This window comes from Natronorubrum tibetense GA33 (assembly GCF_000383975.1).
In the GTDB taxonomy this organism is placed as follows: domain Archaea; phylum Halobacteriota; class Halobacteria; order Halobacteriales; family Natrialbaceae; genus Natronorubrum; species Natronorubrum tibetense.
In genome coordinates this window covers 2,035,527-2,051,656 of the sequence record NZ_KB913017.1, presented here as the reverse complement: position 1 = coordinate 2,051,656, position 16,130 = coordinate 2,035,527, and the positions used below count along the sequence as shown (strand labels likewise).

The 16,130-nt window shown below is 63.8% G+C and carries 20 protein-coding genes and 2 tRNA genes; 10 read left to right on the top strand and 12 right to left on the bottom strand.

Annotation, left to right across the window (positions count from 1 at the left end):
- Nucleotides 1–13: 13 nt before the first annotated feature.
- Entirely contained in the window at nucleotides 14–214 is a 201-nt protein-coding gene (locus NATTI_RS0110770) for a hypothetical protein (protein ID WP_006088633.1), read from the bottom strand.
- A 202-nt stretch (nucleotides 215–416) separates the two neighbouring features.
- Here NATTI_RS0110770 and NATTI_RS0110765 point away from each other — a divergent pair, with 202 nt between their 5' ends.
- The 6 genes from NATTI_RS0110765 to yciH all read left to right on the top strand — a co-directional run bounded on the left by NATTI_RS0110765 (nucleotide 417) and on the right by yciH (nucleotide 6,166).
- Entirely contained in the window at nucleotides 417–749 is a 333-nt protein-coding gene (locus NATTI_RS0110765; RefSeq protein ID WP_006088632.1) for a DUF7573 domain-containing protein, read from the top strand.
- Nucleotides 750–845: 96 nt separating this feature from the next.
- A complete protein-coding gene (locus tag NATTI_RS0110760) occupies nucleotides 846–1,040 on the top strand; it encodes a cold-shock protein (RefSeq protein ID WP_006088631.1) in 195 nt (64 codons plus the stop codon).
- 255 nt (nucleotides 1,041–1,295) lie between these two features.
- A complete protein-coding gene (locus tag NATTI_RS0110755) occupies nucleotides 1,296–2,267 on the top strand; it encodes an AAA family ATPase (protein WP_006088630.1) in 972 nt (323 codons plus the stop codon).
- A gap of 3 nt (nucleotides 2,268–2,270) precedes the next feature.
- The gene (locus NATTI_RS0110750; RefSeq protein ID WP_006088629.1) at nucleotides 2,271–3,383 is read left to right on the top strand and encodes a DUF58 domain-containing protein; all 1,113 of its coding nucleotides are present in this window, start codon (nucleotides 2,271–2,273) and stop codon (nucleotides 3,381–3,383) included.
- Nucleotides 3,380–5,701 carry a transglutaminase TgpA family protein gene (locus NATTI_RS0110745; RefSeq protein WP_006088628.1) on the top strand — a complete coding sequence of 774 codons (2,322 nt, stop codon included), beginning with the start codon at nucleotides 3,380–3,382 and terminating at the stop codon, nucleotides 5,699–5,701. Before NATTI_RS0110750 ends, NATTI_RS0110745 begins: the two co-directional genes overlap by 4 nt.
- A gap of 171 nt (nucleotides 5,702–5,872) precedes the next feature.
- Complete coding sequence (gene yciH, locus NATTI_RS0110740; RefSeq protein WP_006088627.1) at nucleotides 5,873–6,166, top strand: stress response translation initiation inhibitor YciH; 294 nt, start codon at nucleotides 5,873–5,875, stop codon at nucleotides 6,164–6,166.
- 213 nt (nucleotides 6,167–6,379) lie between these two features.
- Here the strand turns inward: yciH and NATTI_RS0110730 are convergent, their stop codons facing one another.
- Nucleotides 6,380–6,748, bottom strand: coding sequence for a rhodanese-like domain-containing protein (locus NATTI_RS0110730; RefSeq protein ID WP_006088626.1), 369 nt, complete (start codon nucleotides 6,746–6,748; stop codon nucleotides 6,380–6,382).
- 169 nt (nucleotides 6,749–6,917) lie between these two features.
- On the opposite strand from NATTI_RS0110730, the gene NATTI_RS0110725 reads away from it, so the two are divergent.
- Nucleotides 6,918–7,160, top strand: coding sequence for a hypothetical protein (locus tag NATTI_RS0110725; protein ID WP_006088625.1), 243 nt, complete (start codon nucleotides 6,918–6,920; stop codon nucleotides 7,158–7,160).
- 126 nt (nucleotides 7,161–7,286) lie between these two features.
- Here the strand turns inward: NATTI_RS0110725 and NATTI_RS0110720 are convergent, their stop codons facing one another.
- The 9 genes from NATTI_RS0110720 to NATTI_RS0110680 form a co-directional block, all read right to left on the bottom strand.
- Entirely contained in the window at nucleotides 7,287–7,901 is a 615-nt protein-coding gene (locus NATTI_RS0110720) for an NUDIX hydrolase (RefSeq protein ID WP_006088624.1), read from the bottom strand.
- Nucleotides 7,902–7,968: 67 nt separating this feature from the next.
- Entirely contained in the window at nucleotides 7,969–8,859 is an 891-nt protein-coding gene (locus NATTI_RS0110715; protein WP_006088623.1) for a hypothetical protein, read from the bottom strand.
- Between the two features lie 119 nt (nucleotides 8,860–8,978).
- A complete protein-coding gene (locus tag NATTI_RS0110710; RefSeq protein WP_006088622.1) occupies nucleotides 8,979–9,389 on the bottom strand; it encodes a DUF5809 family protein in 411 nt (136 codons plus the stop codon).
- 25 nt (nucleotides 9,390–9,414) lie between these two features.
- Nucleotides 9,415–9,891: a DUF5810 domain-containing protein gene (locus NATTI_RS0110705; protein ID WP_006088621.1), complete on the bottom strand. Its 477-nt coding sequence runs from the start codon at nucleotides 9,889–9,891 to the stop codon at nucleotides 9,415–9,417.
- Between the two features lie 189 nt (nucleotides 9,892–10,080).
- Nucleotides 10,081–10,563, bottom strand: coding sequence for a ribosomal protein S18-alanine N-acetyltransferase (rimI, locus tag NATTI_RS0110700; protein ID WP_006088620.1), 483 nt, complete (start codon nucleotides 10,561–10,563; stop codon nucleotides 10,081–10,083).
- Between the two features lie 80 nt (nucleotides 10,564–10,643).
- Complete coding sequence (locus tag NATTI_RS0110695) at nucleotides 10,644–10,961, bottom strand: hypothetical protein (RefSeq protein WP_006088619.1); 318 nt, start codon at nucleotides 10,959–10,961, stop codon at nucleotides 10,644–10,646.
- On the bottom strand, nucleotides 10,961–12,421 hold the full coding sequence (locus NATTI_RS0110690; RefSeq protein ID WP_081603642.1) for a sodium-dependent transporter: 1,461 nt from the start codon (nucleotides 12,419–12,421) through the stop codon (nucleotides 10,961–10,963). Before NATTI_RS0110690 ends, NATTI_RS0110695 begins: the two co-directional genes overlap by 1 nt.
- 309 nt (nucleotides 12,422–12,730) lie before the next feature.
- Entirely contained in the window at nucleotides 12,731–13,225 is a 495-nt protein-coding gene (locus NATTI_RS0110685) for a YciE/YciF ferroxidase family protein (RefSeq protein ID WP_027119121.1), read from the bottom strand.
- A 147-nt stretch (nucleotides 13,226–13,372) separates the two neighbouring features.
- Nucleotides 13,373–13,681: a DUF6360 family protein gene (locus NATTI_RS0110680; RefSeq protein ID WP_027119120.1), complete on the bottom strand. Its 309-nt coding sequence runs from the start codon at nucleotides 13,679–13,681 to the stop codon at nucleotides 13,373–13,375.
- 705 nt (nucleotides 13,682–14,386) lie between these two features.
- Between NATTI_RS0110680 and NATTI_RS26525 the strand changes: the two genes are divergently transcribed.
- The 3 genes from NATTI_RS26525 (at nucleotide 14,387) to NATTI_RS0110655 (ending at nucleotide 15,460) form a co-directional block, all read left to right on the top strand.
- Complete coding sequence (locus tag NATTI_RS26525) at nucleotides 14,387–14,533, top strand: hypothetical protein (protein WP_006088615.1); 147 nt, start codon at nucleotides 14,387–14,389, stop codon at nucleotides 14,531–14,533.
- Nucleotides 14,534–14,584: 51 nt separating this feature from the next.
- Nucleotides 14,585–15,280 carry a DUF7119 family protein gene (locus NATTI_RS0110660; protein ID WP_006088614.1) on the top strand — a complete coding sequence of 232 codons (696 nt, stop codon included), beginning with the start codon at nucleotides 14,585–14,587 and terminating at the stop codon, nucleotides 15,278–15,280.
- 106 nt (nucleotides 15,281–15,386) lie between these two features.
- Nucleotides 15,387–15,460: transfer RNA gene (locus NATTI_RS0110655), tRNA-Lys, on the top strand.
- Nucleotides 15,461–15,872: 412 nt separating this feature from the next.
- Here NATTI_RS0110655 and NATTI_RS0110650 read toward each other — a convergent pair.
- Nucleotides 15,873–15,948, bottom strand: a tRNA-Cys gene (locus NATTI_RS0110650).
- Between the last annotated feature and the right edge of the window lie 182 nt (nucleotides 15,949–16,130).

The following is a 16,130-nucleotide window of genomic DNA, read 5'->3' as shown; positions in this document are numbered from 1 at the left end:
TCGGCCGAAGGCGTTAGCTCGAACTCGAGGAGAAGAGGCTACCGATTGCGCCGAGCGTAAGAACGCCGAAAACGCCGAGCGTGAAGACGACCAGGACCGTTCCTATCAGGACGAGCAACGGGGCGAGTCCGTCGCCCATCGCGACGTCGGTAAAGTACTCGTTCATCTCGACGATGTCATCGACGATCACGTTCATCGGTGTGACGGTGTCCATGTACGGGGGTTGTCACCGATCCTACTTGGCCGTGCCGGTCCACCGTTGCGGAGCGGCCGCTGCCGGAGCGTTCGCTGCCGCCGTCGCTGGCACTGGTCCCGGTACCGATGAATCGGCTGCGGTCAGTGACGGTGAATCGCCGGACGCCCGCCGGTGGAGAGAGAGCCGACAATATAAGCCACCGCCGGCCGTACCCTCGAACGTGACCGACGACGCGACGCTCTCGGATTTCGATTCGGGCGAGGGGACTGACGAAGATCCCGACGAGCAGCGATCGAACTCGAACTCGAATTCGACTACCGAGGTCGAGACGGGCGAACGAGCGCCGGATAACGGTAGCAACGACGGAGAGCCAGTCGACGACGAGACGACCGACCACAGCGTCCGCGAAACGCGCGACGCAGACGTGGACGGCGAAACCGCACGCTCGACGTACGCCTGGGGAACGTACACCTGCAGTCGATGCGATACCGAAACCGAGCGCGTTTGGCGTGATGAAGGCGATTTCGTCTGCCCAGCGTGCAAACCCTGGTAATCGGCACTCTCAGCGAGTGTGACCGGGTCCTCTTGGAGGTGCCTGCGAGTGTACTCCCGAAGCTTTATATCTCTGTCGCGGATTGATACACTTGCAATGGCGAAAGGTACGGTCGACTTCTTCAACGACACTGGCGGCTATGGATTCATCGAAACCGACGACGCAGACGACGACGTGTTCTTCCACATGGAAGACGTCGGCGGTCCTGATCTCGAGGAGGGACAGGAAGTCGAGTTCGACATCGAGGAGGCCGAGAAGGGCCCACGAGCGACGAACCTCGAACGCCTGTAAGGCGAATTCACGGAGTGGTATCGTTCTCTGATTGTTACGTGGCTAGCAACGGCTGTCTCGGATCCGATGCCGTTTCGGCCCGAGACGCGCCGCTCCACGTGAACGGTGCCGTGAGTTGGTAGCGCCGACGCCCCGCAAAGCGAGCAGCGACAGCTGACATTCGGGCAACGTGACACAAAGCCTATGGTCCGGAGCCACTACTGACGTACTGATGAGAGGTTCGACCGGTCCCTGCTTTCCGTACGTGTACGAACCATGACTGACGTGAACCCGCCGACGCAGACCGCTAGCCCGGATCGAGCGGCCCTCGACGTTTCGACGGTCGCCGACCTCTGTGCCGAAATCGAGGCGAACGTCGCCGAGGTGATCGTGGGCCACGACGAGGCGATCGAACACGTCGTCACCGCCATGCTCGGCCGCGGCCACGTCCTGCTCGACGACGTCCCCGGCGTCGGCAAGACGATGCTCGCGCGCTCGATCACGACCTCCGTCGACTGTACGTTCCGCCGGGTCCAGTTCACCCCCGATCTTCTCCCCGCCGATGTCACCGGGGTGAACGTCTTCAACCAGCAGAGCCGCGAGTTCGAGTTCCAGCCCGGCCCCGTCTTCGGCAACATCGTGCTGGGCGACGAAATCAACCGCGCGCCGCCGAAGACCCAGTCCGCGCTGCTCGAGGCCATGGAGGAAGAGCAGGTCACCGTCGACGGAACGACCCGCGAACTGCCCGACCCCTTTACCGTGATCGCGACGCAGAACGCGATCGAACCGAACCGGACCTACGATCTGCCCTTCGCCGAACTCGATCGGTTCATGAAGAAACTCCAGCTTGGCTACCCCGAGCCCGAGGAGGAAGCCGAGATGCTGGGCCGCACGGTCGGCCACCACCCGATCGAGGACCTCGAGTCGGTGACCGACCTCGAGACGGTCGTCGCCGCCCGCGAGACCGTCGCCCGGACGCGCGTCGAAGGGCCGGTTCGAGAGTATGCGACACGACTGGCGGGCTACACCCGCGAGCACGCACACATTGGCGTCAGTCCCCGCGGAACGATCGCGCTCCTGCGGGCCGCACAGGCCCGAGCCGCCACCGACGGTCGCGACTACGTGATTCCGGACGACATCCAGATCGAAGCTCCCGTCGTCCTCCCCCACCGGATCAAGACGACCGATCACGACCGCGACGGCGAGACGGTCGTTTCGAACGCCCTCGAGCGCGTCTCCGTGGAGTAACAGATGCGACCGACGATTCGCGGCTGGACTGCCATCGCCGTCGTCGCGCTCTCGTTCGCGATGGTGTGGGAGTTCGGTCCCCGTGCGCTGAACGCCGTCGTGACGCCGCTGCTAGTCGTGCTCGTCGTCGGTGCGCTGACGACCGCCCGAGCCACACGGCCCGAGGTGAGACGTGCCCCCGTCTCGCCGGGATTCGTCGACGACCGCCGGACGGTCGAAATCGCGCTCGAGACCGCGTCGGCCGTCTCGGCGACCGTTCGCGACGCCGTCGACGAGGGAGCCACGGTTACCGACATCGAGTCGGTTAGTGGAGCCGAGACCGAAATCGACGGGCGCGGCGCGCCCACCGCGACGACGACCCTCGAGGCCGACGATCGGTTCGAGTACGCGGTGCGACTCGAGCGACGAGGCGAACATCGACTCGGCCCGTTGACAGTCATCGTCACCGACGTGTTCGGCCTGTTCCACCGACGGTTCGACTACGACGAGACGACTTCGCTGGTCGTCTATCCGCGCGTTCACGACCTCCGGAGCGATCCCGGCAGCGACCTCCGGGCGTTCGTCGAGCGCGAGCGCGGCGACCGCGAGGAGTTCGACCACCTGCGGGAGTACCAGCGCGGCGACTCGTTACGTGACGTCCACTGGAAGTCCGCCGCCAAACGGCCCGACGCGGACCTGGTCGTCACGGAGTACGCTGCCGACGAGGAAGCGGGCTCCGTGACAGTCTCCGCGGAGTGTCCCCCCGGTCGGGACGACGACCTGGCGACGGCCGTCGCGAGCGTTGTGACCCACCTCCTCGAAGCCGACGTCAGCGTCGGCGTGACCGTCCCAAACGGCGAGTATCCGCCGGGTACGGGCTCGGACCACCATCACACCCTCCTGTCGGCGTTCGCCGTCCTCGAGGCGGGCGACCTCGAGGACGAGCAGCGACGAGCGGCGGATATCGTCGTTCGGGCCGGCGACGAGGGAACCACGGTCGTCGTCGACGGGCGATCGATCCCGTTCGACCGACTGATCGGTGATCGCCGCGGGAACGGGCGATCACGACGAGCCGGTTCGACAAGCCGAGCGACTCGAAACCAGCCTGACGGCGACGAATCGGGGGTGGTCTCGTGAGCACGAAATCGGAGTCCCACGCCGGCGACCGAACGGCCGATATCGGCCTGGACGGCTCGATCGGCCCCGACACGTTCCGGCTGCTCGCGCTAGGGTGTGTACTGGTCATGACGGCCTCGTACGTGAGCGTGTTGCGCGAGGTGACCCGTGTCGTCGGCGGCACCCAGTCGCTGTTCGCCCTCGTCGGGGCAATGATTGTCGTCGCGACGGTGCTCGCGTGGACGATTCGGCCCCGAACGGCAGTCGTCGCCGCGATTGCCGCTGGCGCGGTCGGCTTCGGTTACTACCTCGAGGTCACCGGCGTCGGTGTCGACGTCGCGTTCTCCGCGAGCGACGCGATCCTCTCGGATACGATCACGCTCGTGGCCGGGCTCCCGCTGCTTCGGATGGTCGAAGCCGGTGTCTGGACGCTCGCGTTCGTCCCCGCACCCGTCTTCCTCTCGTGGTATCTAGCCGTGCGAGGGAGATACGCACTCGCCGTGATCCCCGGCGGCTTCGCGCTGGTCTTTCTCGTCCTGACCGGCGACGCCGGGACGACGGTCACGCTGCTCGGGACGCTTTCCGCGGTCGGGGCCGTCGGCTTCGGCGAACTCGAGCGACGCGGCGGCTCCGTCGCGCAGGCCGACCTGCTCGCCGTCTCCTTTGCGCTGATCATCGTCCTCTCGCTGTCGGTTACGTTCGTCCCCGACGGCTCTGGCTCCTCGGACCACCTCTCCGGCGGCGATCCCACCACGCTCGAGGGCGCGATCGACTACTCCTCCGAGCGATCGGGGATCGGCGGCTCCGTCGATCTCTCGCCGGAGGTGCGGTTCACCGTCGAATCCGAACGGGGTGCCTACTGGCGAACGGGCGTCTACGACCGCTTCGCCGGCGACGAGTGGATTCGAACGGGCGACGCCAGCGCCTACGAGGGCGCTCTCGAGGCACCGCCCGGCGACCGCGAACGGGTCCAACAGGTCATCACCGCCGAAACTGACCTCGGCGTCATGCCCGCCGCGAGCCAGCCCCTCTCCATCGAAGGAGATCTCGCCCAGCACACGGAAGTCAGCGCACACGGGCAGTTCCACCCGACGACGCCCGTGATCGAGGGCGACAGCTACGCCGTCGAGAGCGCGATCATCGACCCGAACGCAGCCGAACTCCGCGCGGCGGGGACGAACTACCCGCAGCCAATCCTCGAGGGCGACTACCTCCAGACGCCCGAGAGCACCTCGAACGAGTTCGAGGAGCGCACCGCCGAGATCACCGCCGACGCCGATAATCCGTACGACAAGGCGGTCGCCATCGAGGGCCACCTCCGCTCGACGAAGGACTACTCGCTCGACGTGGACCGGCCCGACGGCAACGTCGCCGAGGAGTTCCTGTTTGAGATGGACGAAGGCTACTGCGTCTACTTCGCGACGGCGATGACCCAAATGCTGCGCGCGGAGGACGTCCCGGCCCGCTACGTCACCGGCTATACGGCCGGGCAGCAGGTCGACGACGACGAGTACGTCGTCCGCGGCACGGACGCCCACGCCTGGGTCGAGGTCTACTTCCCCGACCACGGCTGGGTCGCCTTCGAGCCGACGCCGCCGGGCCCGCGCGACGAGGCCCACGCCGAGAGCGTCGAACAGGCCCGCTCGGACGGCGTCGACGACATCGACACCGACTCGAGCGAGGACGTCCCGGTCAGCGACGAGGACGACGACGGCGCAGACGATCTCGAGTCCGACCAGAACGGGACGGACGACGACGGTTCCGACCTGAACGAGACCGACCCCGGCTCCGACGACGATCCGGACGGCAACGAGACCGATCCCGGCACCGACGACGACCAGAGTGGTTCGGACGACGGCTCGGACGACACCGGCGCGAGCGCCGACGCGAGCGAGCGAGATGACGGGTTCTTGAGTACCCTCGTCTCCGCACTTTCCATTTCGCGCGAGACGGCCGCGATCGGCCTGATCGCGCTCGTCGGGGTGGTCGCCGGCGTCCACCGCACCGGCGCAACCGACCGCGTTCGCCGAACCGTCGGCTGCTACTGGCAACGACGGACCGACGACCCCGACCGCGACACCGAACGTGCCTATCGGCGACTCGAGCGCGTACTCGCACGCGAGTACCGGCCGCGCGAGCGCTCGGAATCCGCTCGCAGCTACCTCGAGGCGCTATCGTCCGATCCGGACCGAGAGATCGATCCGCAGGTCGCAACGGTCGTCGATCGCTACGAGCGGGCACTCTACGGCGGCGGTGTCAGTCGAAGCGAGGCCGACGAGACGATCGAACTCGTCGACGGCCTCGCTCGAGCGCACCTCCCGATCGTCGGTCGCCGGTAACGTCGATATCGTCACGCTTCGTCACGTCTGTAGGAGTGCTATCCGGAGTCCGTTCGGCCGTCGACGGCAAATGAAGACTCGAGTCGACCCCCGTCCGAGTCAAAAAGAACCACGCGAGGGCATGTAGGTCCCGATAGTGTTTAATATGGCCGTTTCGTAGCATGGAACGTAATGTCGGAAGTCTGCTCGACGTGCGGGCTGCCCGAGGAACTTTGCGTCTGCGAAGACGTGGCCAAGGGACAACAGCAACTCAATATCCGCATTGACGAGCGCAGATACGGTAAAGAGGTAACGATCGTCGAAGGATTCGATCCGAAGGACGTCGACTTAGACAGTCTCTCGTCGGACTTGAAGTCCAAGTTCGCCTGCGGGGGAACTGTCGAAGACGGCCAGATCGAACTGCAAGGCAATCACAGGGGCCGCATCGAAGAGTTCCTTCGGGACCGCGGCTTCAACGTCGCCTAATGCCCGCGATGATCTGAGACGACTTCCGAGCGTCACGATCGACTCGCGAATCGCCTCACAGCGACTGTGGTTCATTTTCAGCCGACGGCGACCGAATAGCGGTGCGATCGGTCGACGGGACGGGAATCGTGCCGTCGGCGAACGAGTTACGAGCGACTCGAGTACTCCCTCTCGGTTCGAACCGATTCGGGATCCGATGAGTGGATCGAGAGTTCAGAACGGAGATTCCGCGTTCGCGGACTCGTCCGTCTCTTTCTCTTCCGGGCGAGCGAGACCGTACTTCATCCCGTACTTCTCGAGTCCGCCGGCCATGCTCTCGACGCGGGCGTCCGCGGTGCCCTCGTAGGAGCTGATAAGCTGGGCCGCCTGCACGCTGGCCTTGCCGTGGGGACAGACCGTGACGATGTGGTCTGCGTCCTCGAACTCCTCGACGCGACTCGTCAGTTCGTGGAACGGAACGTTCTCGCTGTCGGGAATGTGACTGTGCGTGAAGCTCTGTGCATCGCGAATGTCCACGATACGTACGTCGGCATCGTCCTCGAGGAGGTCCTTGACCTCGTCGGGGGAGATTTCGCCGTCCATTACTGCCGCGTTGGAACTCGGACAGAATAAGACCACGGGTCGATTCTCGTAGACGGAGCCATCCGTCGGCCGAAAACGGTAACGCGAACTGCAGCGAAGCTGCCAGTCCGGCGGAGATACTCTCCGTTCGTATGAATCCGTTATTTACGCTCAGCCCCTCTAGTCCCGTATGAACCGAGAATCGATCCCCTTCGAAGCGCTGTTCGCCCTGCAACTTATCGGCACCGTCGTCTTCGTAATCGGCCTCTCGCTGGGCGGGCTCACGACCGTCACGCTCGTCGGCGGCGCGCTCATCATGCTCGCCATCGTGGGGCTGGCGCTCGCCGCGAGCGTCGAAGCGACGGAGCAACCGCTCGAGGACGCCGGCGGCCGCGAACGGAGCCGACTCCCGTTCGGTCTCGGCTCGAAGTAGGCCACTTCGCTGCGGTGAATCGAATCGGTAGCGTTTTTCTGACACGTCACGCGAGAACGCCGGTGGATCTGGTGCCATTCCGGCCGATCGACACGTACCCGAACGCGGCCCTCGAGTCGCCCTCGCTCAGAGCACGCCGTCCTCCTTCGCCAGCAACAGCGCCGACACCGTCGAGTCGTTCGCCGGCTGCTCGCGGGCGCGCTCGAGGGCCGCCTCGACCGGCACCGTCGTCACCTCGAGGAACTCGTTGTTGTCAAGTTCGCGCTCGCCCGGCTCGAGTCCCTCAGCGTAGACGATACCGCGGTCGTGTCGGAGGACACCCGTCGCGACCGCGTACTCCTGGAGGAGTGCCGTGCTCGAGGGTTTGAATCCGGTCTCCTCCTCGAGTTCGCGGGCGGCGGCGCGGGTGTAGGACTCGCCGTCTTCGACGATGCCAGCAGGGAGTTCGAGGTGCGTTTCGCGGATCGCTGGCCGATACTGCTCGACGAAGAGGAGGTGGTCGCCGTCGCTGCCGCTGTTGGCGTCCCTCTCGTCGTCGGTTTCGGTCTCGTCACTGTCGACGGACGCGGCGAGGGTACCATCGATCCGGGCGACTACAACGACCGCCGGCGGCAGGTCAGCCCAGTAGTAGCGTTTCTCGATCCCGTTGGGTTGCTCGAGCAGGTCGTAGCCGCCGTCGTACCAGCCGGTTTCGTACTCGGTAACCTCCTCGCGAAGCTCCCACTCGTCGGGTGCAGTCATCGAGAGTGACGTCGGCCTCGAGCGGGTAATAGGTGCCGTTCGCTCGAGCGACCGACCGAGACCGTCGCTACACGGAGTGGTGCGACAGCGTGCCAACGTACCGGTGTCGGTGGGTGAGGTAGACGGCCGACGTGAGCCAGAGCGCCGCGAGGAACGCGTACATCCCGTAGCCGGGCGGGTTCTCCAGCCTCCAGAGGGAAGCTACCAAATGGGCGAGCGCATACGCCCCAAGCGGAATCCCCGCGTACAGGAGCGCGTTCGGGAACCAGGCCACGTCCTCGTCCCGCGGAGCGGTCGCATCGACGAAGAGGCCGACGAGGGCGACGATCGAGAGGCCGACCAAGGCGACGAAACCCACCAGCGAGACGAGCAACCAGACGTCACCGGACGTCGCCCAGAGCTCCCAGAACAGAGAGCCAAACACGACCGGGGCCAGAATCGCGTACGCGGCGACGGGGAGCCACCACCGCGACTCGGAGAGATGTTCGTCGACGACAGTCGATCCGTCCCGGACGCGTCGGTCCCGATCGAGCCGCGTCGTCACCCAGCCGACAAACTGTGCGATGAGCATCGTCAACAGGGCAGTGATCCCGACACCGACGGCGGCGACGAACGGCGTCGCGACGATGGTAATGACGGCCCAACGGGGCGAGAGCGACTGGATCGTCGTGATCGTGTTGGCGACGTGGACCAGCACCGTTCCGAGCGAACCGGCAAGACCGGTCCAGAAACCGGCACGGCGACTCGAGATTTCGTGATCGCTGTAGCGGTAGCCGACGTACACCGCCGCCAGCGCCAGTGCCCAAAACGAGATCGACCCGCCAAGAACGACGACATCGTCGATCACCGCCCCCCAAGAGAAGAAAACGACAAACGGCACCGCCGCGAGACCGGCGAGGATCGCCGCCCGTAGCGACTCGTCGGCCAGACCGTCGCGGAAGTCCTGTACGGAGGGCATCGCAGTAGTTGTTGGATAGTGTTCACGAACACATTATAGTGTCGGTTCGCCGAACAGTGACACAGGTAGCCCCGAGTGACGGATCGAAGAACCCGACCGGAATGAACTCGCTCAAGCGACTACAAGAGGTCCCGATACAGTTGCCCAAACGCCTGCCGACGGAGCGTCGCGACCGCCGCGTCCTCCTCGTTCTGGAAGGTGGCGGCGACGGCCTCGCCCTCGGGACCGACGTGCCAGACGACGTTCTCGACGTTCTCGTGGCCGGCGACCGACACCTCGCCGTCGTACGACTCCCGCCAGTCGTCGAACTCCTCGCGCGTGCCGACGCACACCTCGAGCAAACTGGCGAAAAGGGCGTCGCGGGCAGTCTCGATGACCTCGCTCGAGACGCGGTCGGCGTACTCCTCGCGGTCGAACTCCATGGCCTTCGCGACCTCGCGGACGACGGTCTGGGCTGCCGGACCGATGTCGTTGTACTGTTCGCGCGCGTCCGCTACGGACTCGAAGGTGAACGTCCCCACCGTGTGCATACGTGGACGAACGACCGACGGGCAGTTACGCGTTTTCGTTTCCGCGCTCGGCGGTGTCGTCCGCATCCTCGGTCCCGTTGTCCTCGGTATCGTCGTGAGCGCTTTCAGCCCCGCTGCCCTCGGTATCGTCGTCCGCGCCGCCCGTTTCCTGCATCTGTTTCGTCAGTTCCCGGGCCTCCTGCAGGACGTCCTCGGCTTCGGCCGTCAGCGATCCGCGACCGGGCTGGCGGCTCTGCTGGGCGATCCCCTCCTCGAGACCGTCCGGTCGACCGTGGTCGTGACCGTGGCTCGCGCTCTCGAAGTCGGGCGTCTCGACCTCGGGAGCGTGCGGGCTGACGCGCTCGCCTAACTCCTCGGGCGAACAGTCGCCCCAGTCGGGGGCGTGCTCCTCGAGCCACTCGCGGTGGTCCTCCCGACCGAGCGACGCGGTGATCGCGAGGTGATTCGCGAGATGCGCCGCGTCGGCCTGTTCGGCGCCGCAGACGGGGCAAGCGTATCCCATGCTCGATCGTACGAGCGCGGGCGGTAAAACGTCCACGTCCCGCGGCTGATACTGTCTGCTGTACGTCGTTACCGCTGGGACCGCAACCGTCCTGCGGTCCCACCGGTACATCGGTACAACAAATCGTATGAAACGACGGGAGAGCGAGATCCAGCACGTAACCGACACAGCGAGGCCGACGAGCGACGATCAACCGAGTTTGCGGATCATCACGATTGCATCCTCGTCGTCCCCGTAGTAGTCGGGGACGAACCGCAACGGTTCGAAGCCGAACTGCCGGTAGAGGCGCTTCGCACGGTCGTTCGAGCGACGAACCTCGAGTTTGACCGAATCAGCCCCGTGGGCCGTGAGCACCGCGAGCGCCCGGGAGAGCAACAGGCTACCGACACCCGCGCCCCGGTGGTCCGGGTGGACCGCGATGTCTTTCACGTGGCCGAGACTTCGGCCAAAGTTTCGCGTGACGTCGGCGACGACGTAGCCGGCGACCTCGCCCTCCTCGAGGGCGATGAGAAAGCCCGGTTCGCCCAGAAATCGGTCGAACGCGTCGTACGGCCAGGGCTGGGCGAACGACTCGTTTTCGATACGGGTAACCGCGAGCAGGTCGGCACGCTCGGCGGGGCGGATCGAAGGACCGCTGTCACCGTTACGCGCTCCGGAAGCCGGCCGTGTCACACCTGCTGGTAGTGGCGGCATCGTAAAAGAACTAGCGTCGGAATCGAGACCGATCGAACAAGACGAGCCCGATCCGTCGATCAGACCCGCTCGAGTCGCTCGACCTCCGCGTCCGACCAGTCGTAGAAGCGCCTGTCGGTCTGCTCGAGGACCTCGACGCACTCGTTGTGCTGTTCGCGGACCTCGTCGACCAGCGGATCGTCGGGGTTGGCCTCGATCCACTCGCGCAACTCCGCGAGGGCTTTCGGCGAGTAGGTGTCCATCCGATCCTGGTGCTCGAGGATCTCGACTTTCCGCCCTTCCTGTCGCAGCGTCCGGACGAGCGCCCACGCGGCGACGCCCCAGAACGCGAGCAGGGTGAACGCGAGCATGGCCAGCACTTCGGCAGTCAGCGCCATCAGTCGTCACCTCCGGGAACTTCCGCACGATCCGGTTGGCCGCCCCGGCCCTCCACGACGGACATGATCGCGTAACCGATGATCGGGAACAGCACGATCACGAGCATGCCACCGATCATCTCCGCGGTGCCGTAGTTCTCCCAGGCGAAGTAGCCCATGATGAAGAGCATGACCGCGGGAATGACGTACTTGATCACGGGATCCCACCAGGAGCCGACGTAGATACCGGCGTTGCGGTTCACCGCGAGCATGCGGATCCGTTTCGGCCCCGCGACCCAGCCGATGATGCCGATGATGGCGAGTGCTGCAAGCGGCAGTCCCCAGTTCCCGAAGACGAAGTCGAGATAGTCGAGAACGTCGACGGAGTAGGCACTCGGGATTCCGAGCAGCCAGATCGCGCCACAGACCCCGAGCGTCGTCTGGGTACGATCGAATCGCGTTTCCTCGCTCACCGTCGTCACGCTGACTTCGGTGATGAGCAATCCCGACGTGAACGTCGCGAGGAAGAAGCCGACGAAAAACAGGATCGCGACGAGCCCACCCAGCGGTATCTCGGGGAAGACCTGAACCAGCGAGACGAACGCGAGGCCAGCCCCGGCGTCGGGGTCGACCCCGACCGCAAAGACGATGGGGAAGATGGCGAGGGCGGCGAGAATACCGATACTGGACTCACCGATCGCCGTGAAGACGCCACCGCCGAGCGGAACGTCGTCGTACTCCCGCAGATAGCTCCCGACAGTCAGGGCGATTCCCCAGCCGAGACCCGTCGAGAACAGCGCCTGGCCGAGCGCCGCGATCCAGGTGTCACTGAACGTCAAATACTCCCACTGGACGCCGAACGTGAAGGCGATTCCCTCGCTCGCCCCCGGTAACGTCAGTCCGCGAATCGTCATGACTACGAGCGCGACCACCAGCGCCGGCACCGCGTAGACGACGATTCGCTCGACGCCGCGCCGGATTCCGAGGACGAGAATCGCCGCGATCGATCCCATCACGACCGTGTGGAGGCCAATCATCAGCGCCGAGTTCGCGAAGAGACCGTTCATGAACGCCTCGGCCTCGAAGCCGGTCGCGGTAAACGTAAACAGCAACGAGTGAACCGCGTAGTACAGCGTCCAGGCGATCACCGGCGAGTAGTACGACATCAACGCGATGTTCACCAGAATAACGACGACGCCGAAGCCGACCATCCCGCCCCGCCCGACGACCTCACGGAAGGCACCGATAACTCCCTTGTTCGTGTACCGGCCGAGTGCAACCTCGGCCATCAATCCCGGTACCGCGAGGAGAAACAGCAGGACAAGAAAGGCGAGAACGAACGCTCCACCCCCGTTATCACCCATCACGTACGGGAACCGCCAGATGTTCCCGGCGCCCACCATCGCGCCGATCATCGCCATCAGGAACCCAAACCGGGTTCCCCACTCCGCTCGTGCCGTTTTTGTTGGGACATCAGCCATCCTCGGATCACCCGGAAAACGCACCACGTCCAGCTACGTATATATTTGCTGCCTGCCACCACCCCACATGGAATTATTATCGGGTTACCGGTCGGTCAGGGAATCGACAGTCGAATACTCGAGACAGGTGCGATCCGCGCGATACGAACACGAACTCGGGTGCTAACAGCGAGATCAGACTACCGATCAGCGAAAATACACACACGATTGTCGACGGCCGAGACGACAGTCTCCGATTACGTGTCGACGGCTCTGTCGTCGGTCTCGGCACGTTCGTCGTCGCCACTCCCTTCGTCCGGCATGGGAGGGTTACTCCGCCGGGATCGCGTCCATCTCGAACTGCTCGGTCAACTCCTTCAGTTCCTCGAGGGCGTTCTGTTCCTCCCGAAGGTTCTCCTCGAGGAGGTCGGCACCTTCGTCCAGTCCGAGTTGATCCGCGAGCGGAATCAGATTCCCGTAGGCAGCGATTTCGTAGTGCTCGATCTTCTCTGCGGCGGCCATGTTGTGGTAATCCATCACTTCCTGGCTCGGTTCCGCCGCCGTGAACCCCTCGTACTCCTGAAGCAGGCCTTCGATACACTCACACTCCTCTTTCTCGGGTGGCTCGCCGAAGAGATCGAATACCTCCTCGAGGCGTTCGATCTGGCCTTCGGTCTCCTCACGGTGGTCGGCGAACGCCCGTGCGATCTCCTCGTCTTCGGTCTTCGCTTCGAGATCGTCGAGTGCGTCCAGCAGCTGCTGCTCGGCGTGATAAATGTCCTCGAGACCGTGCTCGAACAGGTCCTGAATCGTGTCCATACTCATTGTTGAGCCGGCGGATCGATCGCCATCAGTGCGAAAAAACCGCCAGCCTGCCACGGCAAGCGCTGTCGACGGAGCGGCTATAGTAACAACTGAAACGATGTACACACTGATCGCACAGCTATCGTGCGATCAGGTATGCATTGACTTTCAGTGGCTACTATAGGTGCTGTCGTTCTCGGCACTCGCATTCTCGCCGCAAGCAGCGTGTTTCCCGAGGTCAGCCGCCAGCGCTCGCGCCTGCTCGGGCGTCAACTCGAGGTTCACCATATGTTTGGGCAGGTGCTGTTCGGCGAGGTTATCCAGCTCGAATTGCAAGTGGACGGCATCGGGCTCTTCCCTATCGACGGTCGCGTTCACGACGGCGACCGACCCCCACTCGAACTCTTGACCCTTCGCTGTGGCCTCGACGTAATCCAACGTCGTGTAGGCGTTGACCGTGATCAGTCGATCGGACAGACTGCACCGCTCGCGGCAGGACCAGTTAGGCCCCGTGACGAGCGACACAGACGAGTTCGATCCCACCGACGTGTTCGGTACACGTTCGCTGACCACGAATCAACGACTCCATTCCACCGACTCGAACCAGACCCCACGTGCAGCTCGTGGTATAACCGTGATAGTATCACTCGAGTGTCGCGATAGTCCCACAAAATATCGCACCACTTAGCGGCACTATTCGCCACTAAAATCGAACCCGGTGATCTACCTCTATCGTCTCCCTCAGGCAACAGCGTTCGGTCTACCACTCGATCTACCCGCACCGACGTCGTTCAACGCGCGATATCGATTCCCCAGAACTGAACGTACGATCTCGAACGAACCGCGACCGGTATCGAGAAACACTCGAGATTACGAGGAGTTCGCTCGAGGCACCCGATAGAACTGCAGCCACGGCCCCAGAGGACCCACACACTGGGACGGTCCCGAGAATCGAAACATCGCAGATGCTCTACGTCAGATTACACCGAGCAGAAGACGAAGATATCCGTGATCCACCAGTACAGGGCCATCGATCCGTAGTGACGACCTGCGATGTCCGGTTCGACACAAACGACGCGCGAGCGTGTCAACGATAGCGGCAGCACTAACCGATAAGGTTGAGCACGGGTATCGCTTGCAGACGAAGCGGTACTTATGCTCTCCGCGTTCGAAAGGTGCTTTATGACTGATGCGGCCGAATGCAAACCAGAGACGATCAAGCACGAGCAGGACGAAGCGGAGCGCGACGACGCACACCTCGACGACCTCGAGGAGGGTGCCGGCTGTACGGAAATCTGGGAGCATCTTGCCAAACAGCGTGACGAGTGAGAGATTCGCCATGGAAGCGACTTTTTTGACCTCGAAGCCCGTATCGAAGGTATGACCGACAATCGGCCCGGCGATCGTGGCGCCAACCGTCGTGACAGCGGTCGATCGATCCCGACGGACCGAGAGTCTCCCGTCGGTGCACCAGTTATTCGGGGCGACGAATCGGTCACTGGAACGCGTGCTCGCAAGGCCGTACAGTTCGATCCCGACGATCCCGGCAGTCTTGCCGACGCCGCCGAAACCGTTCGCCAGTTCGCCGCCGGCTCGACGAACGACGATCACCTCTACATGCTCCGCGGCGCCGCTGCCTGTGCCGCACTCGTCCGCGGTGAAGGCTCCTACAAGGCTGCCGCAGAACGAGCCGGCGGCGACGCAACTGTCTCCTTCATCCGAAAGTGGGCTCGTGTCCACGATCTCCCGCGTTCGGTCCGCAAGCAGGTCGCACTCGGCCGCATTGCGCCGACCGCAGCCAAGCACATCGCTCGCGTCGGCGGCGAGGCCAGACTCCTGCTTGCATGGGCCGCCTTCGACGGCGAACTCACCGTCCGCGAGGTTCGCAGCGTCGCGAGCGCGGTCAACGACGACGTCCCGATCGAACGGGCATTGATCGACCAGGGCGTCACGCTCGGCCAACTCGAACTGACGCTCACTCCAGAGACTTACCGTGATCTCCGGCGTCGCGCCTCGATTGACGGCGTTGAACCCGGAATCATCGTTAGTGAGGCACTCGAACAGTACTTCGAGTAGTTCTTAGGCCAACTCTTCCGATTTGTCATGAAAACAGCACCAGGGCGACCATTGTCTGATGCAGAAAGAAACGTTTAACCATCGCTCTCCGGAAGTAGCACCTACGGGGCCGGTAGCTCAGTCTGGCAGAGCGTCTGGCTTTTAACCAGACGGTCGCGTGTTCAAATCGCGCCCGGCCCGCTTTTGCTCCGAGCAATTACGCGAGGAGCAAAGCGGCTACCGCGATTTGAATGCAGGGGGGTCGCGCGCAACGCAGTGAGCACGTCCGACCGTGTGTTCAAATCGCGCCCGGCCCACTTCTCGCCGCGAGCAAATCCGCGAGCGGCGAGCATCGGAACCGCCAGGATTTGAACTAGACGAGTCCCAGCCCGCGCAGCGAGTGAAACGAGCGAGCAGAACCGTCTCAGCGTAGTTCACAATCGCGGCCGGCCCATTTTCCTATCGGGAAGCCACTCCTCGATCGATGAAGCTGTCGATGGCAGCGATTGGAAACTTGTCGGTCGGATTTAAACAACGTGAGAGAACTGTCTCGCGCAGAATCCCGGTTTACCGCAGTACGTTTCTGCCGCTCGTGAAATTACTCGCAGTAAGAAGCCAAGGGCCGGATTTGAACCGGCGGTGGGCGGCTCTGCAGGCCGCTGCGTTCGGCCGGACTCTGCCACCTTGGCGCGTTTTGATGTTGTCACTGCGTTCGTTTAAGCATAGCGGTACGGCACAATCGTTGCTGAGCGACTGTACCATCTATACGCAAAAAACCCACAAAGCCAGCGCTGTGGCTCTGTGGGTGATGTGCGTGGCGATCCCGAGGGATCGCCGAGTATGAGTGAAGGCGGCGAATCACATTTCCCAG